At 58.2% G+C, this 24,645-nt stretch carries 25 protein-coding genes and 2 tRNA genes; 9 read left to right on the top strand and 18 right to left on the bottom strand.

The features are described 5' to 3' along the window. Positions 1-107 precede the first annotated feature (107 nt). The gene (locus MWU38_RS14115; protein ID WP_247272429.1) at positions 108-287 is read left to right on the top strand and encodes a hypothetical protein; all 180 of its coding nucleotides are present in this window, start codon (positions 108-110) and stop codon (positions 285-287) included. A 333-nt stretch (positions 288-620) separates the two neighbouring features. On the opposite strand, the gene MWU38_RS14110 is transcribed toward MWU38_RS14115, so the two are convergent. The 4 genes from MWU38_RS14110 to efp all read right to left on the bottom strand — a co-directional run bounded on the left by MWU38_RS14110 (position 621) and on the right by efp (position 4,105). Beyond that, the gene (locus MWU38_RS14110) at positions 621-2,420 is read right to left on the bottom strand and encodes an SLC13 family permease (protein WP_247272428.1); all 1,800 of its coding nucleotides are present in this window, start codon (positions 2,418-2,420) and stop codon (positions 621-623) included. Positions 2,421-2,589: 169 nt separating this feature from the next. Further along, a tRNA-Leu gene (locus MWU38_RS14105) sits at positions 2,590-2,674 on the bottom strand. Positions 2,675-2,719: 45 nt separating this feature from the next. Next, positions 2,720-3,538, bottom strand: coding sequence for an inositol monophosphatase family protein (locus MWU38_RS14100; protein ID WP_247272427.1), 819 nt, complete (start codon positions 3,536-3,538; stop codon positions 2,720-2,722). A 6-nt stretch (positions 3,539-3,544) separates the two neighbouring features. Continuing rightward, positions 3,545-4,105: an elongation factor P gene (gene efp, locus MWU38_RS14095; protein WP_247272426.1), complete on the bottom strand. Its 561-nt coding sequence runs from the start codon at positions 4,103-4,105 to the stop codon at positions 3,545-3,547. A gap of 225 nt (positions 4,106-4,330) precedes the next feature. Between efp and MWU38_RS14090 the strand changes: the two genes are divergently transcribed. Beyond that, positions 4,331-4,741 (top strand): elongation factor P, encoded by a 411-nt coding sequence (locus MWU38_RS14090; RefSeq protein ID WP_247272425.1) that lies wholly within the window; start codon positions 4,331-4,333, stop codon positions 4,739-4,741. Here MWU38_RS14090 and thiE read toward each other — a convergent pair whose 3' ends face one another. The 6 genes from thiE to tkt form a co-directional block, all read right to left on the bottom strand. Further along, entirely contained in the window at positions 4,742-5,389 is a 648-nt protein-coding gene (gene thiE / locus MWU38_RS14085) for a thiamine phosphate synthase (protein WP_247272424.1), read from the bottom strand. 72 nt (positions 5,390-5,461) lie between these two features. Next, positions 5,462-6,352 carry a fructose bisphosphate aldolase gene (locus tag MWU38_RS14080; RefSeq protein WP_247272423.1) on the bottom strand — a complete coding sequence of 297 codons (891 nt, stop codon included), beginning with the start codon at positions 6,350-6,352 and terminating at the stop codon, positions 5,462-5,464. 88 nt (positions 6,353-6,440) lie between these two features. Next, positions 6,441-6,899, bottom strand: a complete 459-nt coding sequence (locus tag MWU38_RS14075) for a PaaI family thioesterase (RefSeq protein ID WP_247272422.1) — start codon at positions 6,897-6,899, stop codon at positions 6,441-6,443. Next, positions 6,896-8,095 carry a phosphoglycerate kinase gene (locus MWU38_RS14070; RefSeq protein ID WP_247272421.1) on the bottom strand — a complete coding sequence of 400 codons (1,200 nt, stop codon included), beginning with the start codon at positions 8,093-8,095 and terminating at the stop codon, positions 6,896-6,898. Before MWU38_RS14070 ends, MWU38_RS14075 begins: the two co-directional genes overlap by 4 nt. 33 nt (positions 8,096-8,128) lie before the next feature. Continuing rightward, on the bottom strand, positions 8,129-9,136 hold the full coding sequence (gene gap / locus MWU38_RS14065; protein ID WP_247272420.1) for a type I glyceraldehyde-3-phosphate dehydrogenase: 1,008 nt from the start codon (positions 9,134-9,136) through the stop codon (positions 8,129-8,131). Between the two features lie 15 nt (positions 9,137-9,151). Beyond that, positions 9,152-11,176 (bottom strand): transketolase, encoded by a 2,025-nt coding sequence (tkt, locus tag MWU38_RS14060; RefSeq protein WP_281494680.1) that lies wholly within the window; start codon positions 11,174-11,176, stop codon positions 9,152-9,154. 231 nt (positions 11,177-11,407) lie between these two features. On the opposite strand from tkt, the gene MWU38_RS14055 reads away from it, so the two are divergent. The 4 genes from MWU38_RS14055 (at position 11,408) to MWU38_RS14040 (ending at position 13,367) form a co-directional block, all read left to right on the top strand. Further along, complete coding sequence (locus tag MWU38_RS14055; RefSeq protein WP_247272418.1) at positions 11,408-11,650, top strand: hypothetical protein; 243 nt, start codon at positions 11,408-11,410, stop codon at positions 11,648-11,650. Continuing rightward, positions 11,643-12,212, top strand: a complete 570-nt coding sequence (zapA, locus tag MWU38_RS14050; RefSeq protein WP_247272417.1) for a cell division protein ZapA — start codon at positions 11,643-11,645, stop codon at positions 12,210-12,212. Before MWU38_RS14055 ends, zapA begins: the two co-directional genes overlap by 8 nt. Positions 12,213-12,558: 346 nt before the next feature. Next, complete coding sequence (locus MWU38_RS14045; RefSeq protein WP_247272416.1) at positions 12,559-13,143, top strand: 5-formyltetrahydrofolate cyclo-ligase; 585 nt, start codon at positions 12,559-12,561, stop codon at positions 13,141-13,143. Further along, complete coding sequence (locus MWU38_RS14040) at positions 13,143-13,367, top strand: DUF2842 domain-containing protein (RefSeq protein ID WP_247272415.1); 225 nt, start codon at positions 13,143-13,145, stop codon at positions 13,365-13,367. The genes MWU38_RS14045 and MWU38_RS14040 overlap by 1 nt, the downstream gene beginning before the upstream one ends. Positions 13,368-13,557: 190 nt before the next feature. Here the strand turns inward: MWU38_RS14040 and MWU38_RS14035 are convergent. The 8 genes from MWU38_RS14035 to MWU38_RS14000 all read right to left on the bottom strand — a co-directional run bounded on the left by MWU38_RS14035 (position 13,558) and on the right by MWU38_RS14000 (position 22,166). Then, positions 13,558-13,634: transfer RNA gene (locus MWU38_RS14035), tRNA-Asp, on the bottom strand. A 319-nt stretch (positions 13,635-13,953) separates the two neighbouring features. After that, positions 13,954-14,190, bottom strand: coding sequence for a hypothetical protein (locus tag MWU38_RS14030; protein ID WP_247272414.1), 237 nt, complete (start codon positions 14,188-14,190; stop codon positions 13,954-13,956). A gap of 144 nt (positions 14,191-14,334) precedes the next feature. Beyond that, a complete protein-coding gene (locus MWU38_RS14025) occupies positions 14,335-15,594 on the bottom strand; it encodes a dihydrolipoamide acetyltransferase family protein (RefSeq protein WP_247272413.1) in 1,260 nt (419 codons plus the stop codon). 6 nt (positions 15,595-15,600) lie between these two features. Next, positions 15,601-16,659, bottom strand: a complete 1,059-nt coding sequence (locus MWU38_RS14020) for an alpha-ketoacid dehydrogenase subunit beta (RefSeq protein ID WP_247272412.1) — start codon at positions 16,657-16,659, stop codon at positions 15,601-15,603. Then, positions 16,656-17,963, bottom strand: coding sequence for a 3-methyl-2-oxobutanoate dehydrogenase (2-methylpropanoyl-transferring) subunit alpha (locus MWU38_RS14015; RefSeq protein ID WP_247272411.1), 1,308 nt, complete (start codon positions 17,961-17,963; stop codon positions 16,656-16,658). Before MWU38_RS14015 ends, MWU38_RS14020 begins: the two co-directional genes overlap by 4 nt. 71 nt (positions 17,964-18,034) lie before the next feature. Continuing rightward, on the bottom strand, positions 18,035-18,961 hold the full coding sequence (gene thyA / locus MWU38_RS14010; protein ID WP_247272410.1) for a thymidylate synthase: 927 nt from the start codon (positions 18,959-18,961) through the stop codon (positions 18,035-18,037). Positions 18,962-19,044: 83 nt separating this feature from the next. Next, entirely contained in the window at positions 19,045-21,627 is a 2,583-nt protein-coding gene (locus MWU38_RS14005) for a M14 family zinc carboxypeptidase (protein ID WP_247272409.1), read from the bottom strand. Positions 21,628-21,692: 65 nt separating this feature from the next. Beyond that, positions 21,693-22,166 (bottom strand): DUF3429 domain-containing protein, encoded by a 474-nt coding sequence (locus MWU38_RS14000; protein ID WP_247272408.1) that lies wholly within the window; start codon positions 22,164-22,166, stop codon positions 21,693-21,695. A gap of 229 nt (positions 22,167-22,395) precedes the next feature. On the opposite strand from MWU38_RS14000, the gene MWU38_RS13995 reads away from it, so the two are divergent. The 3 genes from MWU38_RS13995 (at position 22,396) to MWU38_RS13985 (ending at position 24,637) form a co-directional block, all read left to right on the top strand. Then, positions 22,396-22,578, top strand: coding sequence for a YqaE/Pmp3 family membrane protein (locus tag MWU38_RS13995; protein WP_348646910.1), 183 nt, complete (start codon positions 22,396-22,398; stop codon positions 22,576-22,578). Positions 22,579-22,747: 169 nt separating this feature from the next. Beyond that, positions 22,748-24,037 (top strand): AarF/ABC1/UbiB kinase family protein, encoded by a 1,290-nt coding sequence (locus MWU38_RS13990; protein ID WP_247272609.1) that lies wholly within the window; start codon positions 22,748-22,750, stop codon positions 24,035-24,037. A gap of 99 nt (positions 24,038-24,136) precedes the next feature. Next, positions 24,137-24,637: a low molecular weight protein-tyrosine-phosphatase gene (locus MWU38_RS13985; RefSeq protein ID WP_247272407.1), complete on the top strand. Its 501-nt coding sequence runs from the start codon at positions 24,137-24,139 to the stop codon at positions 24,635-24,637. Positions 24,638-24,645: the final 8 nt, after the last annotated feature.

The following is a 24,645-nucleotide window of genomic DNA, read 5'->3' as shown; positions in this document are numbered from 1 at the left end:
CTCGGTTCCTGTGAGGTCGCGAAACACTGGCCTTGCGGGAACCGAAGCAACCCTTCATTAGCTTTACTCATCATTCGGTTCATTTCGAGCCAGAGAAGAGAGATACGATGAGCGATAACGACACTCCGAAGACCGAACCTGCCCGCGCCCGCGCGCTTCTTTCGACCGCTGACATGAAGCTCTTGCGCCGTGCGCTGGAAAGTCATGCTCGGGGCACCGAAGATCGCGAGGAGCTCGCCAAGATCAACGCCCTTCACCATCGTCTCGGGACTTACGTTCCAAGCTAAACGGGTGGTTTTAGCCAACCGGCTTCTTCATCACAGAATTCTCCTGGGGAGGAGAACACGGCCGCCAGACGGGGTTTTTGCCTTGTTTGGTGGCCGTAACTGTTTGTGCGCCGCTCCCTCCCAAGCTGCCGCAACGCGCCGCGTGACCCTTGCGGTTGAAACACTTGGGTTGAGACACTTGAGAATCTGTTCAGGAGTGCAAAACACACTCCTTCAATGAGTGTCAGTTTCTCCGGTAAATTCAATGAGGTGAGCGCAAGATGCGAAGACATTCACTCACCATCGCAAATTGCCAAGAAGTACGAAACCGGACACGCCCGGCTGGCGCAGGCTTTAAAGCCCGTAGCTCAGCACCAGCAGCACAGAGAGCGTCGCCACCATGATCGCCACAAGCGGCACCCCGGTGCGAATGTAGTCGGCAAACTCGTACTTACCCTCGGCCATGATGAGCATGTTGGTTTGGTACGCAATCGGCGTGGCATAACACAGGTTACAACCGAACAGGACGGCCAGAACCAGCGGCTCTGGAGGCAAGCCAAGGGTCGCGGCAATGCTGAACGCAATCGGCGTCCCCACCGTCGCTGCGGTCGCATTGGAAGCAAAGTTGGTGAGCACGGTCACAAACGCCATGATCGCCGCCAGAACGAGCGCCGGCGGTAGATAAACGAGGCCCAAAGACAAAGTTTCGCCCAGCCACGCAGCAGCGCCACTTTCATCGATAAAACGCCCGATGGTGATACTCGCTGCGACTAACACGATGACCTGGCCTGAAAGCGCCCTTCCCACCCGGTCGAACTTCACGCAGCCCGTCACGAACATCAGGATCGCGCCGACAAGCGCGCTGATTGCGATAGGCAGCAGGCCCACTGCAGCCATAATGACCGAAAAGCCCATGATTGCAGTCGAAAGCACGGCCTTTGACCGGCGGGGAAGTTCACGTGCGCCTTCGAGCATAAGCAGGCTGTCGGCGCGGGCGAATTCCTGAAGGTCAGGCTCAATGCCCATCACCAGAAGCACGTCGCCTTCCTTGATGCGCAAATCGCCGCCATCTGAATACTGGTCGCGTTCACCCATCAATCGATCAGGCCGGTGAATACCCAGAACGGCAACACCATACAGGTCGGCGATCCCAGAGGATGGCAAAGTGCGGGTGATCAGGCGTGAATCAGCGGTGACTGTCATTTCGACCACCATCTGGTCCATGCCCGTGGCAGAAGCCGTGCGCTTGATCCGGTCGAGAACCCAGGAGGGAGCGAGCTCGCCACGAAGTTCGCGTGTTGCGTCCTCCAACGCTTCGTGCGTGCCGGAGATATGGACACGCTGTTGCGGCTGGAACGGCCCTTTGTTCACCCCGTGAAAGGTTATTCCGCCCGGCAGCTTGTCGGCTACTTCGGATAGCTCCTTACCGCTGAGCATCGACTGACTGCCCACGCGCAATCTGGTGTGGAACATGCGCGTTGATCCGTCCGCTTCGACGCTGTTGTCGTTCAGAAGGCGCGGCATTACGAGCCACATATAGGGAATCGCAACAAGCGCAGCGCCAAGCACAATGGGCGTAAAATCGAACACCCCGATCTCGCGCATTCCAAGGTCCACCGCGATCGAAACCACGAGGATATTGGTCGAGGTGCCAATTGTCGTTGCAAGTCCGCCGATAAGGCTTGCCGCGTTCAACGGCATAAGGGTCTTGGACGTCGGTAAAGCGCCCTTGGCGGCAAGCGCTGCGAAGATCGGGATCATCAAAACCAGCACCGGCGTATTGTTGACGAACATCGACAACACCAGAGTGATGACCAATGAAACCAGCAATCCGATTTGAAGGTTGAATTTGAATAATCGCTCAAGAATGCGGGCCGCTGGCTCCAATGCGCCAGTGACTACAAGCCCCCTGCCCATGATCATCAGAGCGCAAATGGTGATGAGCGCGTAGTGCCCGAACCCTCCGAATGCGAGGGCCAGCCCGTCAATGGGACGGCTATCTGGTAGCGGGAAGAAGTAAAGCCCCACCGCGATCACCGCGATTGTGAGCAAAGAGACGATCTCAATCGACAGCTTGCCCCGCACGAACTCGATAAACATCAAGACCGTGACGGCCATTGCGGCCATTGCGTGATAGGAGGGAAGCTCGATCATGGTCTGCGTATGGGCGATGTCTCAATTTGTGAGAGACTTGGCAAGCGATTTGATGCCGAGCTGGCGCTTACTTCGCCCAATCGGGCCATTGCGGCCTCGAAGCTACACCCATGCGCGCGTAGCCGCCCTCAAGCGGAGCGTAACGAATGATGCCGACGATTTGAAGAAATGGTGCCCCTGGCCCGACTCGAACGGGCACTCCGTTAGGAATTCGATTTTGAGTCGAACGCGTCTACCAATTCCACCACAGGGGCACGCCTGCGAAAGAGCAGAAGCGCGCTGTTAGCGAGGCTTGGCCTTTATCGCAAGCTTCCCGCTAGGATTTTGTGCAATTTGGAATGCAGCGCGTCATTGGCAGCGATGATCTGCTTGGAATGGATCGGTTCTGTGCGTCCGCGGTAGTCGGATACGAACCCGCCCGCTTCGCGCACGAGAAGACACCCAGCTGCCGTATCCCAGTCGTTGAGCCCGCTTTCCCAGAAGCCGTCAAAGCGCCCTTGAGCAACGTAAGCAAGGTCGAGCGAGGCAGCGCCGAACCGGCGAATGCCTGCAACTTCCGGACCGATGGCGCCGAAAATGCGACTCCATTCGGCAAAGTCGCCGTGACCCTGAAACGGAATGCCGGTTGCGACCAGAGCGTCCGAGAGGTGACGCCGCGCAGATACGCGAAGCCGCGCATCCTGCAACCAGGCGCCGCGGGTTTTCTCGGCCCAATAAGTCTGATCGCTGCTCGGATTATAGACAACGCCAGCGGTCACTTCCCCCCAGCCCCTGCCATCGAGGCGGGGTTCCTGAACCGCGATGCTGATCGCGAAATGCGGGATGCCGTGGAGGAAGTTGGAAGTGCCATCGAGTGGATCGACAATCCAGCGCGGCTTGTCCGGTGCGCCTTCGATTGTGCCTGCCTCTTCCATGACAAAGCCCCAGTCGGGCCTTGCGTGGAGCAACTCGTCGTAGATCGCACGCTCTGCACGCATATCGGCTTTGGAAACAAAATCCGCAGGACCCTTGCGGCTCACCTGAAGGTGCTCGACTTCGCCAAAATCACGGCGCAAACGCCCGCCCGCTTTACGCGCGGCGCGCTCCATCACGCGGATCAGGCCTGAAAACATACTCATCGCGGGTTAGGCCTTCCCAACATAAGTCTGCTCGTAAACGTCGACAATAATGCGCGTGCCGCTTTCGATGTGCGGGGGCACCATGATGCGAACGCCATTGTCGAGCACGGCTGGTTTGTAACTGGATGAAGCGGTCTGGCCCTTCACCACGGCATCAGCCTCGGTAATTTCTGCTTCGATCTGCGCTGGCAATTGCACACTGATCGGCTTTTCTTCCCAAAGCTCAAGCATCACCTGCATGCCGTCCTGCAGGAACGGTCGAGCGTCACCCAAAAGATCGTTCGGCAGATTGATCTGCTCATAGGTGTTGGTGTCCATGAACACGAGCATGTCGCCATCTTCATAGAGGAACTGATAATCCTGAGTATCGAGACGCACCTTCTCGACCGTGTCGGCGCTGCGGAAGCGGACGTTGGTCTTGCGGCCATCCTGCAGGTTTTTCATTTCGACCTGCATGTAGGCGCCACCCTTGCCCGGCTGCGTATGCTGGATCTTGGCAACTTTCCAGATGCCCTTCTCATATTCGATAATATTACCTGGACGAATGTCGACGCCGCTGATCTTCATGAGGGTTTGCTTTCAATACGTGGTAGGAGCGCCTGCACCCGCCTGATGCGGGTTCGCGCTGTCAGAAACTGAGCCCGCGCCAATAGCGGCTCTCACCTCCATGAGCAAGCGCAGCGAAGTTTCACGCCAATGCGACACAGCAAGGCACAGGATTTTACGGTTAACGCACTGGCCGTTGCGATGGTAAATGCGTAGTAAAGCTGCGGATCAATATACAGCTCTCATATGCGCACATTTTTCATCATCATTCTGGCCACCACCGGCGCCGTTGTTGCAACCGCTGGACCGGTGCTGCCCAAATCGGGCGGCGTTCAGGCCGTGTCGCCGCCACCGGGTGGTGGGATGCTGCGCACGATGCCGCACGGATATTACGACTGCTCCCTACCTGGCGATGCGGGTGGGCGCGCGTTCAAAAGCCAATCTGATCAAGGTTTCCGTATCAGCACCGCTTCGCGCTACAGCAGCGTGGCAGGCGACGGGACCTACATCCTGCGCGGCAGAAACCTGACCTTCACAGCAGGGCCCAAAAATGGCGAACGCTTTGAAAGGGTTGGCGATAACCAATTGCGCAAGCTCAACCGCGACGGATCGAAAGGCGAGCTGCTTTGCACGCGTCTTGCTGACCGGCGAAAATAACTACGAGGCTGGGCGCGCTGCCTCTATCGCCTTGGCAAATTCGCCAACGACCTCGGCTTCGTCGCCATTCCAAACGGCGCCTGATACCGCGAGAAAGTCAGCGCCAGCCTCAACCAAAGGCGCGCAATTGTCCGGTGTGATGCCGCCGATCGTCACCAGTGGAATTTCAAAAAGCTTCACCCACCGCTCGATCATTTCGGTCGTGGGACGCTCTGCATCGCCTTTGTCCTTGGTGGTGCTGTCGAAAAAGGCCCCAAAAGCGACATAATCCGCGCCCGCTTCACCAGCTTCCATCGCCAGGTGCAAGGAGGCATGACAAGTCACCCCGATCTGTGCCTCACGGCCGAGTTCTTCTCGTGCCTCCTTGGGCTCGCCGTCGTCCTGCCCCAAGTGGACACCATCCGCCTTCAGTCGCTTGGCAAGAGGGACGCTGTCATTAACGATGAAGGCAACCTCATGCTCGGCGCAGATTTCCTGCAACGGCTGCGCCAGACGCGCAGCCTCGTGCTGGTCCAGATCCTTCACACGGAACTGGAACGCCGTCACAAGCCCTTTACCCGCTTTAAGCGCGCGGGTCAGGCGTGCGGGAAATTCATCATCCACATCAAGGGGCGAAATCAGGTAAAGCTGGGTTGAAATATCGCTCATGGGCAATGCCAATAGCGAGGGGGCTGCGAGACGCAAAGCCCCCTATGCTGTGGAAGATCGTGCCGCCGTGGCTTATTCGGCGACGCTTGCCGCCTGGATCTGGTCGATAGCCTTGCCAAGAGCGCCATCGAAGTCACCATCAGATTGCCCCTTGCGCAGGTCCTGGAGAAGCCCGCGCGAGAAGCTTGCGATCATGCCGGGGTTCTTGGCGAGATGCGCGCAGGCGTCATCGGTTGAGTATCCGCCCGAAAGCGCCACGACGCGAAGCACATTGGGGTGCTCGATCAAGGTGGTGTAGTGGCCCGGACGCGCCGGAATCGACAATTTGAGCATGACCTTGCGCCCTTCGGGAAGCGCGTCGAGCCCCTTTTGCAATTCCGCCAGAAGTATGTCCTCACCTTCGGCGCGGTCATCGGCGGTGATGTCGTATTCTGGCTCGAGCATTGGCATCAGGCCAGCGTCAGCAATCTGGTTACCGACTTCGAATTGTTGAGCGACCACATCGGCGATCCCCTTGGGGTTTGCCGACTTGATAACAGAGCGCATCTTGGTGCCGAACATGCCGTGGGCCACCGATTTTTCGAGGAGTGCGGGAAGTTTGTCGAGCGGCTTCATCATCTGCGCGCCGTTTTCCTCGTCCGCAAGACCTTGGTCGACCTTGATGAAGGGAACGATACCGCGTTCTTTCAACGCATCTGCAGTGGACTTGCCATCCACTTCGCCATCCATCGTGCGCTCGAACAGGATCGCGCCAATAACCTTGCCCTTCGAAAAGCAAGGCGAAGTGATCACGCGTGAACGCATGGCGTGGATCTGCGCGAACATTTCTTCATCGCCCGACCACTCATTGTCTTCGACACCGTAACCTCGAAGAGCCTTTGGAGTTGATCCACCCGATTGGTCGAGGGCCGCGATAAAGCCTTGGCCCGTTGCAATCTTGTCGGTCATTTCCTGCTTGTTCATGATGTGTGATCCCTGCCTATATGCATTCGTATGCGTCGAATTTTGCGAGCGCTTTAGCCACGCTGCCGCTGGTGGGCAACAGCATGTGTCAGCCCCGGTTTGAGAGTTTACGAATTATTCCGGTGAAGCTGAGGACCGGCGCGCCGTCCCCTGTAATCAGTCCACGGATGAAGATGGTTTTACCCCCTCCCCGCGTCACTTCTCCGCGCGCTTCCATCAGCGCGCCGGGCTGTGCACCGCCCAGAAAGTCGGACGAAAGGTTCATGGTAACGCCCATTTGGCCCGCCATTTCATCGGTTGCGATGGCGAAAAGCGCAAAATCGGCAAAGGTCATCAAACAACCGCCGTGCATGGACCCTGCGCCGTTCATATGCCGCTCTTCGGCACGAAACGCGCTCAAGTAGCTTCCGTCCTCTTCGCGGCGCATGTAAAAAGGGCCAGCGCGGGTTTCAAACGGATCGTGGTTCGAATGATACCACCCCGCAAATTCGCCCTCCTGGCACTCTATCGCGCCGCCGTAACCATATTCGGTTTTTGTCTCGCTCATTTTTCTAGCGCGGCCACCCCGGGAAGGACCTTGCCTTCCATCCATTCAAGAAATGCGCCGCCTGCGGTCGAGATGTAGGTCACATCGTCAGTCACGCCAGCCTGAGCAAGCGCGGCAACGGTGTCTCCGCCCCCGGCAACGCTGATCAATTCGTCTTCGAGGGTGAGCGCGGCCACATGGTTCGCAAGCGCCATGGTGGCAGCGTCAAATGGCTCGGTTTCGAAGGCGCCAAGTGGACCGTTCCACACAAGAGTGCGGCAGGTCTTGAGAACGTCGGCCAGTGCTTCGGCCGCCTGCGGGCCAATGTCGAGGATCATTTCATCCTCGGAAACTTCGTGGACATTGCAGGTGCGCAAGCTTGCCGGGTTCGCTGCGAATTCTTTCGCTACAACAACGTCATAGGGCAGGTGAACGGTGCAGCCGGAATGATCCGCTTCGTCCATGATCTTGGATGCGGTGTCGGTGAGATCGTGCTCACACAGCGACTTGCCAACATCGACCCCGCGCGCAGCGAGAAAGGTGTTGGCCATGCCGCCGCCAATAATAAGATGCTGAACGCGGCCGACGAGGTTTTCCAGCACAGCGAGCTTGGTCGAAACCTTCGCCCCGCCCACAACCGCAGCAACGGGAGGTTGTGGATTGCCAAGCGCCGTATCGAGCGCTTTCAATTCTTTCTCCATCGCCCGCCCGGCATAGGCTGGCAGGTGATGGGTAATACCCTCGGTTGTCGCGTGCGCGCGGTGGGCGGCGGAAAAGGCGTCGTTTACATAAAAATCGCCGTGTGTCGCGATGGCCTTGGCGAAGTCTGGGTCATTAGCCTCTTCACCCGGCCAAAAGCGGGTGTTCTCCAGAAGACCCACATCGCCATTGCGCAAAATGCCGATCGTCTGTTCCACCACCGGGCCTGAAACCTCGGGAATGAACATGATCTCCTTGCCAAGGACATTCTCGACATCGCCAACGACCATGCTGGTCGAGAGGACGGAGGAACGCTTGCCGCCCGGACGACCAAAGTGTGCAAGAAGCAGCACTTTGGCGCCGCGTTCGGCAAGTTCCAGAATGGTCGGCTTGACCGCTTCAGCACGGGTTAGATCGGTGGCCGAGCCATCCTTCATCGGGAGATTCAAATCGACCCGGACCAGCGCGACCTTTCCAGTCACATCACCGAGATCATCGAGCGTTTTGAAAGCGGCCATTGCGATCCAACCTGCTGAGTTAGAGGAAAGAAATTAGAGGAACGACGCCATCACTTTGGCAGTGTCGATCATGCGATTGGAGAAGCCCCATTCATTGTCATACCAGCTGACAACGCGGGCAAGCTTGCCTTCCATCACGCTCGTCTCGAGGCTGTCGACGGTCGAGCTTGCCGGGTGATGGTTGAAGTCTGAGCTCACCAGCGGATCGGTGGTGTAATCGAGCACGCCCTTCATCGGACCTTCGGCTGCGGCTTTGAGCGCTGCGTTGAGTTCCTCAGCTGTGGTGTCGCGGCCTGGCGTGAAAACGAGGTCCACAAGGCTGACGTTCGGCGTCGGCACGCGGATCGAGGAGCCGTCAAGCTTACCCGCAAGCTCTGGCAGCACCAAGCCAACAGCACGCGCAGCGCCCGTGGTTGTCGGGATCATGTTCTGAGCCCCGCCACGTGCACGGCGCATGTCCGAGTGCATCTGGTCGAGCATACGCTGATCGTTGGTGTAGGAGTGGACCGTGGTCATGAAGCCGCGCTCGATCCCAACGGTGTCGTTGAGCACCTTTGCGATCGGCGAGAGGCAGTTGGTCGTGCAACTTGCGTTGGAGACGATCACATCTTCTGCGGTCAGAACCTCGTGGTTCACGCCGTAAACGACGGTCGCCGACACGCCCTTTGCAGGAGCCGAGATCAGAACGCGCTTCGCGCCAGCGGCAAGGTGCGGGCGGCACGCTTCGTCGCTTTGGAAGAAGCCGGTGCATTCAAGCACGATGTCGATGCCCTGCTCGCCGTGCGGCAGGTTCGCAGGATCGCGCTCCGAGGTGACGGCAATGCGCTGACCGTTGACGATCATCGCGCCGTCTTCGACCTCAACCGTGCCGGGGAAACGGCCGTGGGTGGAATCATACTGGAACAACAGCGCATTGGACTTCGTGTCTGCGAGGTCGTTGATGGAGACAAGCTCCATATCATCGTCGGAACGCTCAAGAATAGCGCGAGCGACAAGACGGCCGATGCGGCCAAAACCGTTGATTGCAACCTTGGTAGTCATGTGAAGGTTTCCTGCTTAGCTGCTGAGTTTATTAAGAATTTGCGGAACGATTGCCTCTGGTGTGAGGCCGAATTTTTCGAAGAGTTCGCCCGCTGGCGCCGATGCGCCAAAACGGTCGATGCCGATGTTGAGGCCCCCAAGGCCCGTATAACGCTCCCACCCTTGCGTAACGCCCGCTTCGATTGAAACGATGAGAGCATCGGATGGAAGAAGATCGGCTTTGTAGGAGGCGTCCTGAGCATCGAAAAGTTCGGTGCACGGCATGGAGACAACGTCCGTGCCGATGCCCTGCCCTTCAAGCTTCGCGGCGCAATCGACTGCGAGTGAAACCTCGCTGCCCGATGCGACCAGCACGACTTTGCGTGCCGCACTGGCGGACTGGAGTCGGTAGCCCCCTTTGGCACAGCGATTGTCCGCACCGGTCCACGCCTCGTCGCCCTCGCCGCGCAGTTGCGGCAGACCCTGGCGGGTAAGAGCGAGCACAGACGGCGTTTCGGTCGCCTTGATTGCAAGCGCCCAGCACTCCGCCGTCTCGATCGTGTCGCACGGACGGAAGGTGTACAAGTTTGGCACAAGGCGCAGGCTCATCACCTGTTCAATCGGCTGGTGAGTCGGACCATCTTCGCCAAGACCGATGCTGTCATGCGTCATCACATAGATCGCCTGCGTCTGCTGAAGCGCGGACAGGCGGATCGCATTGCGGCAATAGTCGGAGAAGATCAGGAACGTCCCGCCATACGGGGTCACGCCGCCATGAAGCGCCATGCCGTTCATCGCCGCAGCCATACCGAACTCGCGGATGCCGTAATAGACATAGCGGCCGGAGTAATCTTCATGGGTGAAAGGCTCGGTCGCAGCCGTCTTTGTGTTGTTCGAACCGGTAAGGTCGGCAGAACCACCGATCAGCTGAGGGAGCTTTTCGGTAAGCGGGCCGAGCGCCATTTCCGATGCCTTGCGCGTGGCGACCTTCTTGGGTTCTGCGGCAAGCTCGCGAATGTAATCCTCGATCGCCGCATCCGCGCCAGCGGCAGGCCCTGCCAATTGCGCCTCGAATGCGTCTTTATGGCTCGATGCGGCAAGCCGCGCGTCCCATTCAGCGCTGGCATCAGCACCCTTCGCGCCGACGCCGCGCCAATCCGCTTCAATCTGGGAAGGAACCACGAATGGTTCTGCATCCCATCCCAATTCCTCACGCGCAGCTGCGATCTCGTCGGGACCAAGCGGCGCGCCGTGGGTGGCGCTTGTGCCTTCTTTGTTAGGAGCCCCTTTGCCGATGATCGTCTTGCACGCGATCAGCGACGGGCGCGGATCGGCTTTCGCCTCTGAAAGCGCTGCGTCGATGCTTTCAAAATCGTGGCCGTTGCACCGCACGACATGCCATCCTGTCGCCTCGTAGCGCGCGCAGACGTCTTCGCTGGTTGATTTGTCGGTGCCGCCATCAATTGTGATCGCGTTATCATCCCACAGCACGTTGAGGTGGCCCAGCTTCAGGTGCCCGGCAAGACCAATCGCCTCGTGATTGATGCCTTCCATCAGGCATCCGTCACCTGCGACAACCCAGGTGCGGTGATTGACGAGGTCATCACCAAATTTGGCGTTCAGATGCCGTTCGGCCATCGCCATGCCGACCGCCATCGCAAGCCCCTGACCCAGAGGGCCGGTGGTGCATTCCACGCCATCCAGCAGGAAGTTTTCCGGGTGGCCGGCGCATGGACTGCCCAACTGGCGGAAATTCCTGATTTCCTCCATCGTCGGGTGCGCGTATCCGGTGAGATTCAGAAGCGAATAAATCAGCATCGAGCCGTGACCGGCGGAAAGCACGAAGCGATCGCGATCTGCCCAGTCGGGACGGCTTGCATCGAATTTCAGATGCCGGTCAAACAGAACGGTTGCCGCATCCGCCATTCCCATCGGCATCCCCGGGTGGCCCGAATTCGCCGCTTGAACTGCGTCCATCGAAAGCGCCCTGATGGCGTTGGCCATCGGTTGAAGCCTTGCTGGGTCGATCGTCATTATCCTCGAGTGCTCCTGCTGGCGCATCCCGTGAGGCGCGCTTATCTGTTTTTCTCACGCAAATCGAAGCGGGCAATGAGCGAGCGATTCGCCCCCTCTTCCCGACGCGCAACGCCATTGCCGAGCCGCCCGATAAGGTCAACAGGGAGCGCGCACCGCCTCCTCAAGCCCAAAGAAGCGTTTGATAAGCCGAGAACACTTATCAACAGCGGCAAGCAAAGCTTTGCGAAGCGGCCCATTCTTGTTATTTCATGGGCCATGAGCGCTAAGAGAATTGACGAGGCAATGGCCCGGATCAACGCCGCAATGGCGCGAATTGATGCTGCGCAGCGGGACATCAATGCGTCTGCGCAAGCCGCTGGCGATGCCCCTGCAACCAAGGATAACCCCGGCTCTGCGCGGGTTATGGCACTGGTGAATGCCCATGAAAAGTTGCGTGAAGAGGTCGCGGATACACTGGGCGAACTCGACACTTTGATTGAGGAGCTTGAGGGTGAATAAGGTCAAGATCCAGATCGGCCCGCGCTCCTATCAGATCGCCTGCGATCCTGCGGACGAGGAGAAAGTTCGCAAGTTCGGCGCACTTATCGACGAAAACTACGCCAAACTTGGCACAGCGCGCGCCCCTCAAGAGGCGGACAATATGGTGTTTGCCGCGCTTTTCATGGCCGATGAACTTGACGAAGCGCGCACCAAGCTGGACGCGCTTCGAAAAGAACTGGACGAGGTTTCGACCAATCTCAAAACCGCGCAAGGCAACGTCAAGGCCATGGTGTCCAAAGCGACCGACGACACCGCAGAAGAACTGGAACAGGCGAGCAAGGCCAAGGCCGAGCTTCAGGCTGAAATCGACACAGTGCGAAAGGCCGAAGAGCACGCGCGCAAGGAGAACTCCAGATTGAAGGCCGACATCGCGAAGCTTCAAGAGGAAGCGCGCCATCAGCACGATCTGTTTGGAAGTCCCGAGGACAATGCAGCGCACAGCAAGGCGCTGGCGGAAAAGCTTGAGGCTCTCGCCCGCCGAGCAGAAAATACCGCTGACGCGCTCGAAGCGCGTGCTTGAAGCGTCGGCCAAGGCATCCTAAATAGTATGGTGGCGGGGCTGCCCGGCACGAGCCAACGAACATCCCTGAGGCTATAAGCAATCCACGGGAGCTGTCCCTACCTTAGATAACGGGTTCGTCCTGGGGTCTAGGGCATACGGCGCCCACCTGACGTTTTCGGCGTCAGAGGATTTCATGGTCCGGCCCATGGTGGTCCCGCTACATCTTTGCCATTCGCACCCGCATCTGCGGGCGCGTCCTCGCTCGGCGGGCAGGCAGGCTGCGCACACTACGGGCAGACGTTTGATTTGTCGTATCGCTTCGCTACATGAGGACGATCACCCCTGCGGCCTCTCGCGCCGATTGATGCTGGAAACCGCCATCACAAAGTCTGATCTTCGCAAAGCCCTTCGCAAAGCGCGCCGCGAGCACGTTGCCGCGCAGCCTGACATGGTGCGCGCACTGCTTTTCAATGTGCCGCCGCGCCCGATCCTTCCCATAATCGAAGCGGGTGCCACTATCGGTCTTTACCACGCGACCGAATTTGAAGCCCCGACGAACGCTTACGCCCGCTTCTTTCAAGAGGCGGGCCACAAAATCGCCCTCCCCTTCTTCGCCAGCGAAACCGCTGCGATGGAGTTTCGCGAACACACCGATCCCTTCGCCGAAAACGATCTGGAAGCAGGCCCTTTCGGCCTCGTCCAACCCGGAAGCGACGCGAACCTCATCTCACCCGATGTGGTTTTCGTACCTCTGGTAAGCTTCACTCAAAGAATGGAGCGACTTGGACAAGGCGGCGGCCATTACGATCGCTGGCTGGCCGCCCATCCTGACGCGAAAGCCATTGGCTTGGCCTGGGATGTGCAATTGTGTGACGAACTGCCGATTGAGCCGCATGACAGAACGCTGGACGCGGTGATCACACCAACACGGATGTATGGATTGGACTAATGCGCGAGACCCCCACCTGGAGAATACCTGTCGGCATCATCGGCCTGTTTCTGGGCCTTATGGTCTATGGTATTTTGATCGCAGTCTATCTCGCTGACATTCTCACCGGCTGGCACTGGCTTGCACAAACGGTCGTCTACATATTCCTTGGTGTGATCTGGCTCCTGCCTCTTGGAAACTTCCTGATCTGGATGGAAACCGGCAAGTGGGGCCAGAAGCGCTGAGAACAGTTCTGTTGGGCGAGATGCCCGCTAATATCTGTTTTCGATGGAGCGCGCAGTCCTGATCGCTTGGCGCTTTATCCGACGACAGTGAGATTGACCTCGCGTTCTGCCGAGCGAGCAGGGACACGATTCTCCGGTTGAGCCGCGCAGCGCAACACCGACCGCAAAAACTGAAGAAAAATGTCCCAAGTGGCGCGAGTGACGGGACTCGAACCCGCGACCCTCGGCGTGACAGGCCGATACTCTAACCAACTGAGCTACACCCGCGCATTTAAGCGGCTAGCGCCTCTTGGGAGACGCGCCTCTAGGCCAGTGAGTTTTGCCTGTCAACAAGCCTTGTGCACCTTTTTTCAAGTGCGTCGATTTTTTCTCGGCAGTTCTCATTTTTCCAGTTCCGGCGCTTGCCTTCACTGATCCACTCTGCCGCCGTTGCAATGCGTTTTTCGCGCGTAGATTCGCGTTTGGCCAAGGTCAACCATTCGATGTAATCGCGCCCTTGCGCGTCGGTTAAGCCGTCGAAGGTTTCCCGTCCCCCAGCTCGTTATCGAGCGCCTGATCCGGATCATCAGGGGTGACGAGCGAAGCCTTAGATTTCGGCTTCGCTATCTTGGCCGATTGCTTTGACCAATTGCTGGAATTGCGCGATGAGCTTTTTGACGGCGGGCAAATCATCCACAGCCCTAAGCTTGCCGAGACTGCCCATCCCCCGCCTGCAGTCACCGTGATTCACACAATCACCGGAGCGTGGCTCTTTTTGAACGAAGCCATTCCGACCGCGTTCTTGCCGCTCACCATGAGACAAGGAACGCCCAATTTCAGCCATTCGTGCACAGCGGTCAGCGCCTCGTGCGCGAGCTTTCGCTCGAGCTTGAGTATCGGCCGTGCAAAGTCGTCCTGCCTGGCTATTCAGGCATCAACCCGTGGATTGCGTTGTACAGGCCCCCACCGTCCGGAGCGAACCTAATCCTCAATCCGACAGGAGCAAAACAGGCGTCTCGATCAGCTGCTTCACTTCCTGAATGAAGCTTGCCGCGTCATAACCATCGACCACCCGGTGATCGCAGGAAATCGAGATGTTCATCAGCTTACGCTTCTCGATTCGCTCGCCGCCCTGCCCGTCGGATACGAACATAGGACGCTCGATGATGCGATTGGGGCCGATGATCGCTACTTCGGGGCGATTGATCACAGGCGTGGTCGCTACGCCGCCGAGTGGGCCGAGCGAGGTGACGGTAAGCGTGGAGCCAGAGAGCTCCTCAGACTTCGCCGAACCATCACGCGCAGCATTGGCAAGGCGGCCAATCTCGCTTGCAAGCTGCCATAGATTGCGCGCCTGCGCATCGCGGATCACTGGCACCATCAGTCCGTTGTCGGTCTGGGTCGCCATGCCGAGGTGCACCGATCCGTGCCGCGTCACAACGCCTGCCTCATCATCGAAGCGTGCGTTTATCATCGGGTACTTCGGCAGCAGCTTGCAGAAGGCTGAGATCAGCAGCGGGAGCATGGTGAGCTTGGGCTTGCTGCCACGCGCAGTATTCAAATCAGCACGCAGAGCTTCAAGTGCCGTTACATCACATTCTTCGACATAGGTGAAGTGCGGGATGTTGCGCTTGGCCGCGCTCATATTCTGGGCGATGCGCTTGCGAAGGCCGATGACCTTGATTGTTTCGTCCTCGCGCCGGGCGCCAGCAGGTGAGAAGCCGCCGCCCGCATTGTAGGCGAGGAATTGATCGAGGTCACCGTGACGGACACGGCCATCATCGGCAGGCTTTACCTCTGCCAAGTCAATGCCAAGATCGCGGGCGCGCTGTCGCACAGCAGGAGACGCAAGGACCTTTGCCGCATTAGAGGTTTCCGCAGGCGCAGGCGTCGGAGCAGGCGTAGGCTCTGGTGCCGGCGTAGGTTCGGGTGCTGGCTCTGGAGCCGGTGCAGGAGCGGGAGCTGGCGCAGGTTGTTCTTCCATCTCCACCTCAGGCACTTCCTCGCCTTCGACCTCGATGACCAACAGCATCGAGCCAACCGCGACCACATCGCCAGCCTCGCCGGCGACCTCGAGCACTTTGCCGTCGACCGGGCTTTCGATATCTATCGTCGCCTTGTCGGTCATGACATCGACCAGATGCTGGTCCTCGGACACGGTGTCACCTACCTTGACCATCCATTCGACGATCTCGGCTTCTGCAACGCCCTCGCCCACATCGGGCATGTTGAATGTGAACTTTGCCATGTTGCGTTAGTCCTTGAGGATTTTGTCCATTGCCTCGCCAATGCGAACGGGGCCCGGGAAATAAGCCCATTCGAGGCTGTGGGGATAGGGAGTGTCGAAGCCGGTGACGCGCTCGACCGGAGCTTCGAGGTGGTAGAAACAGCGCTCTGTCACGAGCGCCGACAATTCCGCGTCAAAGCCGCTAGTGCGCGTCGCTTCGTGGACGATCAGGCAGCGACCTGTCTTTTTGACCGAAGCCTCAATCGCCTCGATGTCGAGCGGGACAAGCGTGCGAAGGTCGAGGATATCGGCATCCACCCCCTTCTCCTTGGCCACTGCTTCGGCGACGTGAACCATGGTGCCGTAGGCAAGCACCGTTAGCGCCTCGCCCTCTTGCACCTGGCGCGCTTTACCCAGCGGGATTTTGTAATACCCTTCCGGAACAACGCTCGCATCGTGCTTTTTCCATGGTTCAACCGGCTTGTCATAAAAGCCTGTAAACGGACCATTGTAGATCCGCTTTGGCTCGAAGAAGATCACCGGATCATTGTCTTCAATTGCCGAAATCAGCAGGCCCTTCGCATCGTAAGGGGTGGCCGGGATCACGGTTTTCAGGCCGGACACATGGGTAAACATGCTTTCCGGGCTTTGCGAGTGCGTTTGCCCGCCAAAAATCCCGCCACCAAAGGGCGAGCGCACGGTCATCGGCGCGATGTATTCAGTCGCCGAGCGATAGCGCAGGCGCGCCGCTTCGGAAATCAGCTGGTCGATGCCAGGGTAGATGTAATCGGCGAACTGGATTTCAGGCACAGGGCGAAGGCCATAGGCGCCCATCCCCACAGCAACACCGATGATGCCGCATTCGCTGATGGGAGTGTCGAACACGCGCGTTTTGCCGTGCTTTTCCTGAAGGCCGGCTGTGCAACGGAAAACACCGCCGAAATAGCCGACATCTTCGCCCATCACGATCACATCGGGATCGCGCGCCAGCATCGTGTCGAGCGCTTCGTTGATCGCCTCGATCATATTGATGCGGCGTTCGGCGGTTGCCTCGCTGGAGACTTGTGTGTCTGCTTGCGCGCTCATTGGCCAGCCCCTTTGCCTGCCGTATCTTTGGGATGTTTGTCGGGCCATTTAATCTCGCGCTCACGGGTCGCTTGCTCGGCCTGTTCCTGAAGGTGCCAAGGCAGTTCCTCGAACACGTCTTCGAACATGGTGTGAAACGGGTGGTGGAGGCCGTGACCAAGAATGCCGTTCTTTTCGGCTTCCTTGGTGGTTTTCTTCACCTCTTCCGCGCACGCCAGGTCCATCGCCTGCTGGCGTTCCTCGTCCCACTCGCCAATCGCGATCAGGTGGTTCTTGAGGCGCATCACCGGATCGCCCAGCGGCCATTCCTCCCGCTCCTGCGCGCTGCGATATCCCGATGGATCGTCAGAGGTCGAGTGCCCTTCGGCGCGGTAGGTGAAGTATTCGATCAGCGTTGGGCCCTGGTTTGCCCTCGCCCGGTTTGCAGCCCATTGTTGCGCGGCAAAACATGCAAGCGCATCGTTCCCGTCCACGCGAAGGCCGGCGATGCCGTAGCCAAGAGCGCGCGCGGCGAAGGTCGTGCGCTCAGCGCCCGCAAAGCCGCTGAAGCTAGAGATCGCCCATTGATTGTTGATAACGTTGAGGATCACCGGCGCGTTATAAACGCTGGCGAATGTGCAGGCCGAGTGGAAGTCGCCTTCCGCGGTTGAACCCTCACCCACCCATGTTGCGGCGATCCGACTGTCGCCCTTGATCGCGCTCGCCATGGCCCAGCCAACGGCTTGCGGGGTTTGCGTCGCGAGATTGCCGGAGATCGAGAAGAAGCTGTGCTCACGGCTCGAATACATGATCGGCAGCTGGCGACCTTTCAGCTTGTCGCCGGCGTTCGAATAGATCTGGTTGATCATCTCGATCAATGGATAACCCCGCGCGATCAGAATGCCTTGCTGGCGATAGCTGGGGAAGACCATATCATCGCTGGCAAGCGCCATTGACGAAGCAACGCTGGTCGCCTCTTCGCCGGTGCACTTCATGTAGAAGCTGGTCTTGCCCTGACGTTGACCGCGGAACATGCGTTCATCAAACGCGCGCACCATGGCCATATGGCCGAGCATCGTGCGAAGCGTCTCTGGATCAAGCTTGGGGTCCCAGGGGCCGTGCGCCTTGTTATCATCGCCCAACACGCGGACGAGGTCATAGGCGAGGTCTTTCATCTCATCAGGCTTTGTCGCCTCATCGGGGCGTGCCTGCGCTCCGGCCTCGGGAACATTGATTTCGGTAAAGTCGACCGGATCACCTGGCCGCGACTTGGGCTCTGGCACGTGGAGTGCAAGTGGTGGGCGATTGGAGGCCGCATCGGCCATATTTGCTCTCCCAGAAAAAGCGTGAGAAGCAGCGATACGCCCCCCGCAAAACCCGGGTCAAGGCGAGTGGATTACACCGCAACAGGAGCCTTGATTGGAGGCTGAGGCGCGTAATCATCGACCCGAAAGTCTTCGATTTTGTAGTCGAAAATTGTTTCAGGCTTTCTGGTGATTTCCAAAGTCGGGTTGCCGCTGGGCGAGCGACTCAACTGCTCTTCGATAAGATGCGCGTGATTGAGGTAGAGGTGCACGTCCCCGCCCATCCAGACAAGCTCGCCGGGCTCAAGGCTCGCCTGCTGCGCGAGCATCCGGTTCAAAAGCGCCGCCGACCACAGGTTAAACGGCAGCCCCAACGCGACATCGCAGGAACGTTGATAAAGAAGGCAGTTCAACCGACCATCCGCCACGTGAAACTGGTAGGTCTTGTGGCATGGCGGGAGCGCCATCTGGTCGAGCTCGGCGACGTTCCAGCCTTCGATGATATGACGGCGACTGCCGGGATTGTTGCGAAGGCTCTCGACAACGTGGGCAATCTGATTAATGCCGGGGCCAGCCTCGAACAGCCCGTCTTCGCGCGCGAGATAGGTCGGCCAGTCGACCCATTGCTTGCCGTAAACCGGGCCAAGGTCTCCCCACGTTTCGGCAAAATCCTCGCTGTCGGCAATCCGCTGGACAAAGTCTTCAAGCGCAATGTCTTCGCCCGTCTCTTTGACGTAGCGGGCATGGGGCCACTCGTTCCAGATCTTCACCTCCTGGAGCACAAGCGGGCGAATGTTTGTCTCACCCGTCAGAAACCAGAGCATTTCCCGGGTGGCGGTCTTCCAATAGACCCTCTTGGTGGTGAGGAGCGGCATTGCGCCATCGCTAAGATCATACCGCAGCATTGCACCCGCAATCGAGCGTGTACCAATTCCGGTGCGATCGACACGCTCGCTCCCACGCTCCCAAATCTGGCGCATCAGGTCGAGATATTGCTGCTCTGGATGAGGTTCGGTCATGCTTGATCTATAGCCAGCAAATGCCAGCATGCCACCACGCGAGAACCCACTTATGCGCACCCTCTTTCTACAAGGTGATCGGATTACTCTTCGGAATAGTCTCCGCGCGGGCGATCAATCAAGCCCGAGAAGAACAGTGCATTCATCAGCAATTTCTCCGTGCCTGCATAAGTGCCACGGAAAACCGGGTTGTCGGCCATCAGGATTACCGTCCCCCCCTCCAATCGCTGTGCCACGACCGAGGGTGTGCCAGCGATTTCATCCAACCGCTTTTGTGACGAGTATCCAGAAAGAAGCGGATCGGAAGTGTATTCAACCGGTACGGCATACGGGTTCTTCTCCGGGCGTTTCAGTGTGAAGTCGACATTGCGGTGCACTGGCAAGTCGCGGTCCGAATAACCAAACCCCAGCGGGTGCGACGTATCGAGATCGGTTGCAAAGATTGCGCCGCCGATCACGTGCTCGGCATCGCGAAGTCCTATCTCTGCAAAATCGCGGCGTTCCACAGGCGCAGGTTGTTCGGTGTTGCTGTCCGCATCCTTGACTTCATCCTCGCCCTTCTTCTCGTTGCTTCCCAGCACGGTCTTTTCAGCCCAGAGCGCGGAATCGCGTGTCGCAATCAGAGTGCCGCCCTGCTTGATCCAGCCTTGCAGGCTTTTGGTAAGCTCCTCTGGCAATTTAGGATTGCCACCAACCATGATGAGATGGGTGTAATCGCGCCAATCCAGACGCCCCAGATCATCCTTGCGAACCAGCGTGACCGGCATCTTGTGACCATAATCGAGCGTCCACCACACCTCGCCCGCATCGTAAAATGCAAGGCCATCTCCATATGCGAGCACGACCTTGGGTTTTTCCAAAGCACGAAAGATGTTCGACGCGCCAAGGTCCCTGCCCGGAACCGGCGTGAGCCCAGAAGTGGCGGCAAAGACCGGGACGCCGTCTTGTGCAGCGATTGTCTCCATCACGGGATGGATTTCGTCTTGCGAAACTTCCTGGCGGTCAAGCGGTACGAAGATCGCCCCGCGGCCAAGCTCGACCTCGCCGCGGGTGGTGCGCACAATTGTGCCCTCCGTCGCTGCTCTTGCCATGATGCCTTTTGACAGGATGCGGTTCAGTGCGCGCGGGGCATAGGTGTGCGACCAGTCGAACACATAGCCATAGGGCGCTACATCGGGCGACGGCGCGCTTTTGAATGCACCAAGGGCACGCTCTGCCAACGCAGGTGTGCGACTGACCTGTGCGTAATCAAGGTCATAGGTGAGCGGAAGGGTCCATCCAGACACATCGTAGAAGATGTTTTCCTCAAAGCTCGTCACGCGCTCGAAAATGCCCTTGATCATTCGATTGTTGGTCTGGGACATCGGGACGAAGTAGCTCGTACCAGCGGTAAAGTCGCGCCCGCCGGCGGTCACGTTTGAACCAAGGGTGCTGACCTCGATATCGTGCATATTGAGAAGTCGCACGAAACGCGCGGCTCTTTCCGGGTCGCCATCGGCTGTAAAGACCCATCCCCCGCTCGTCGCGGCACGGGCATTCTGGGCAAAGAAATCGCGCTGATAAGCGGTGATCTCCTGCCGCAGATCAAGCGCCCCCTGAATGCTGGTAAGCGCGGTGCGGAATTGTGTGCGCACATTTTCGGCCGTTTTGACAAGGCCTCGCTCGGTTTGGATGGCCCCTCCCCGCGCAGCGCCTGCTTCGAAAAGGATGCCGAGCGAGCCATTGATTTGCGGATAGGTTGAACCTTTTCCGATGTAGTAGTTATCGAAGCGTTCTTCGGTGGTGTAGAGGTGTTTCTCGCCATCGAGATAAGCCGCGTGCCGTTCCGCAATGCCATAGGCAAGCTCGCGCGCGCGGTCCGGGATCAGCGGGTTTTTGCGCTTCTCTTCCCCCGGGTGGAAGTAATAGGGCGAGTGCGAGCCCATCTCGTGATAGTCGACCGAGAGCATCGGCTTCCACTTGTGCCATTGCTTGATCCAGGCTTGAGATTCGGGCTGCGTGAGCAAAAGCCATTGGCGGTTCAAATCGAACCAGTAATGATTGGTCCGCGCTTCAACCCAAAGGTCATGCGCGGCGTCGTTGGGGTCGGAATTGTCTGCATAGGACCAATAGGTATCGACGTGGTCGATCCTGCGTGTGTGGCCATCGGGATTGAACGGCACGGTGAAGATCATCACCGCGTTATCGAGCTGGTTTTCAACCGCTGCCCCTTGTGCCGCAGCAAAGTGATATACCACCGGCACCGCCGCTTCCATGCCCGAGGTTTCTGCTCCGTGAACGCCAAAATTCAGCCACAGCACCATCGGCGCTGCATCAGGCGCGGCGCGCCCTTCGGCCCGCGCCAGGTGCGCTTGACGAATACTCTCAAGATTGGCGTGGTTTGCGGGGCTGGTGACGATCAGGGAAAGCAGCGGGCGCCGCTCATGTGAATAACCGATCGTTTCAACAACAATCCGATCTGATTTTGCCGCAAGTCCGCGGAGGTAGGAAACCATCTCGGCCATGCGGACCGGTCTTTCGCCAATCTCGTAACCTGCATGATCTTCATAAGCAGGCACGCTTTCGTCATACTGGACGCCTTCGACCTGAAAATAGCTGACGGGTTCGGCGAGCGCGGACGATGAACCAAGCAAAATTGAAACTGCGGCAATCAGACGAGCGAGCATGAAGGCTCCTAAATAATCGAAACGGTCGGGACGGTCTTAAAACTCAAGAGCCTCGCCATGTAAACTCATACGGCAAGGCTCCTCTGCATAAGCTGCATCGAAGCGAAGCCCAAAGCGATGGTCAGCCCGCCGAGCCCTGTCGAAAGAATCATGCGCAACCGCATGAAATCATTCTGTGCATAGCCGAGAGCGCGGTCTACCGCAGGTGAGCCGAGGATCAAGAAGCCGAGGAACAGCAACGCAGGACCCGGCCATTCCCAGCCAAAGCTCCAAGGCAGGAACAGCGCCACAGCGATCAGGCTGGGCAAAACGGCAATCAGATACGTGCCCGCCCCGGCGCGCCCGCTTTGAATCGCTTGCCCCCACCACATACCGCCCAGAAAGCTAAAAATTGCAGCTGCGTAGGCGAAGCCTCCTGCCATAGCAGTATAGGCGTATTCATGACCCGAAACTGTCAGGCCAAGGCACAGGATCTGCGGCAAAAGTCCGGCGTATCCTAGTGTGCGGGCGGTTCTGGTTAGAGAGGTCTTTGTGTCCATGCAGCAAAGAGCGCTTCGGGCGCCTCACGGTTCCCGCGGATGAAGCTGGAATAGCGATCTGCGTCAGATCTTGGACCAAAGGAATCCAACTTCACCAAGGTCGCAAGCTGAGCGCCTTGGATTGCGTTTGTGTGAAAAATTGGAACGATCAGGCTTCGTCTGCATAGTTTGAGTGAAGGCCAACGCGATACACGCGGCGCCAAAATAGAATTAAATGGAGATTTCACTCATGATGGAACTGATTACCCTTATCGCCACCGTTCTTCTTCCCCCACTTGGCGTTGCGCTTAAAAAGGGACTGGGTACCGACTTTTTGATCAACCTGATCCTCACACTGATCTTCTATATTCCAGGTCTCGTCCACGGGATTTACGTGAATTATGTTCAAGGTGGCGGACGCGCGATCGCGTAACACGCAACGCTAATCCTTTTGGAGGTTTACCTTCGGGACTTTACCTTCGCGACAAGGGTTCGGGATACTTCCCGGACCCTTTGCGTTTCGTGACGGATGAAAGTGCAAAAGGTGTAACGTGGACGGCCCAAAGGACAAATCTCGCGAACGAGCAGTTCCCGCAAGCCGCATGGCGCGCCTTGGCTCGATGGGCAGGCTCGTAGGCGGCGTTGCTGGTGGCATGGCCGCAGAAGGTGTCCGGCGGCTGGCGAGCGGCGAAGGGCTCAACCGGCGCGACCTCATCCTTACGCCGGGCAATGTCACCCGGATGACCGACCGCTTAAGCCATATGCGCGGAGCGGCGATGAAAATGGGGCAGATGATCAGCCTGGACGCAGGCGATTTCCTTCCCAAGGAACTGTCCGACATCCTAGCGCGCCTTCGCGATCAAGCCAATTTCATGCCGACCAGGCAACTCGACACCGTTCTGAAAAAAGAATGGGGTGACGATTGGCGCCGCCAGTTCAAATGGTTCAACCCGCGCCCGATTGCGGCAGCGTCTATCGGTCAGGTGCACAAGGCGCTTACCCGCGATGGTCAGGAGCTTGCGATCAAGGTCCAATATCCCGGCGTTGCCAAGAGCATCGACAGCGATGTCGACAATGTGATGACGCTGCTGAAAATCGCCGGCTTTGCTCCGCCTGAAATTGAGGTCGAAAAACTGCTCTCCGCTGCAAAAAAACAGCTCCATGAAGAGGCTGATTACACCCGCGAGGGTGAGCAGATGGAGCTTTATCGAAAGCAGTTGCAGGGTGAGACGGGATTTGTCGTCCCGCGCCTTCACAAAGAGCTTACGCGCGGATCAATCCTCGCGATGAGTTTTGAAGAAGGCTCTGCCATCGAAACGCTTGAGACGCAGTCGCAAGAGCGCATCAACGCCGTGACCGAGCGGATGATGCGTTTGGTGGCGCGCGAGCTGTTTGAATTCGGTGTCATGCAAACCGATCCCAATTTTGCCAACTTCCGCTACCGGGCATCGACAGACGAGATTATCCTCCTCGACTTTGGCGCCTGCCGCGCAGTCGATCCCAGCGTCGCCAATGGTTATCGAAAAATGCTCGAAGCTGGCTTGAGCGGAAATCGCGACGAGGTTCTGAAGGCGACAATCGAGGCAGGCTTCATGATGCCTATCGTTGCTGAACGTCACCCCGAGCGGGTCAACCGTATGATCGACATCGTCATCAATGAAATGCGAGAGGATGCCCCTTTCGATTTTGGCGACCGGGGGTTTGTGCCGCTGCTACGCGAAGAAGGTTGGGAAATCGCACAGGACAAGGCGACCTGGGCCTTCCCTCCCATCGAAACCCTGTTCGTCCAGCGTAAGGTGTCTGGCACGGCTCTTCTTGGCGCACGCCTTAAAGCGAAGGTGAACGTCAGGCGCATAACGCAAGAGATCCTTTCTGATACAACGTCTTTTTGAAGCTAAGGTGCTGGAATAGGGACACGAATTTACATCGTAATGGCGCGACCTTAGCCCAATCCTTATTGCATTGCGTAAAGCTGTTGTTAGAAAGCGGTCATGGAATGGGGGAATGAAAACGGCCTGTCGGTCCTGTTTGTGTGTTTGGGCAATATTTGCCGATCACCAATGGCCGAAGGGGCATTTCGCAAAGCTGCGGCTGAGGCCGGGCTTGAAATTGAAATCGATTCTGCAGGCACTGCTGGCTATCATATCGGCGAACCGCCCGATCCAAGAGCGATCAAAGCAGCGGGCAGGCACGGCGTGGACATCTCTGGTGGCCGTGGTCGACAGCTATGCGAGCAGGACTTTGACCGGTTCACGCACATCTTCGCACTCGACAGCGCCAATCTGGCCGGCATCGAAGCCCGTGCGCCGCGCCATGGCCGGGCCAAAGTCGCCATGCTTCTCGATGTGCTCGAAGATCACGAAGGGGCTTCTGTCGATGACCCGTATTACGGCGATCAGGGCAGTTTTGATGAATGCTGGGAACTGGTATCAAGCGCTGCGAACAGGCTGGCTGAAAAGCTGGCAGCAAGAGCAGAAGCGCCGAAAGCCTAGGGGCGTTC

Origin of the sequence: Qipengyuania sp. S6317L1 (assembly GCF_023015615.1) — a bacterium.
In the GTDB taxonomy this organism is placed as follows: domain Bacteria; phylum Pseudomonadota; class Alphaproteobacteria; order Sphingomonadales; family Sphingomonadaceae; genus Erythrobacter.
Note: the sequence above shows the minus strand (reverse complement) of the source record. Positions and strands in the feature narration are given on the sequence as shown.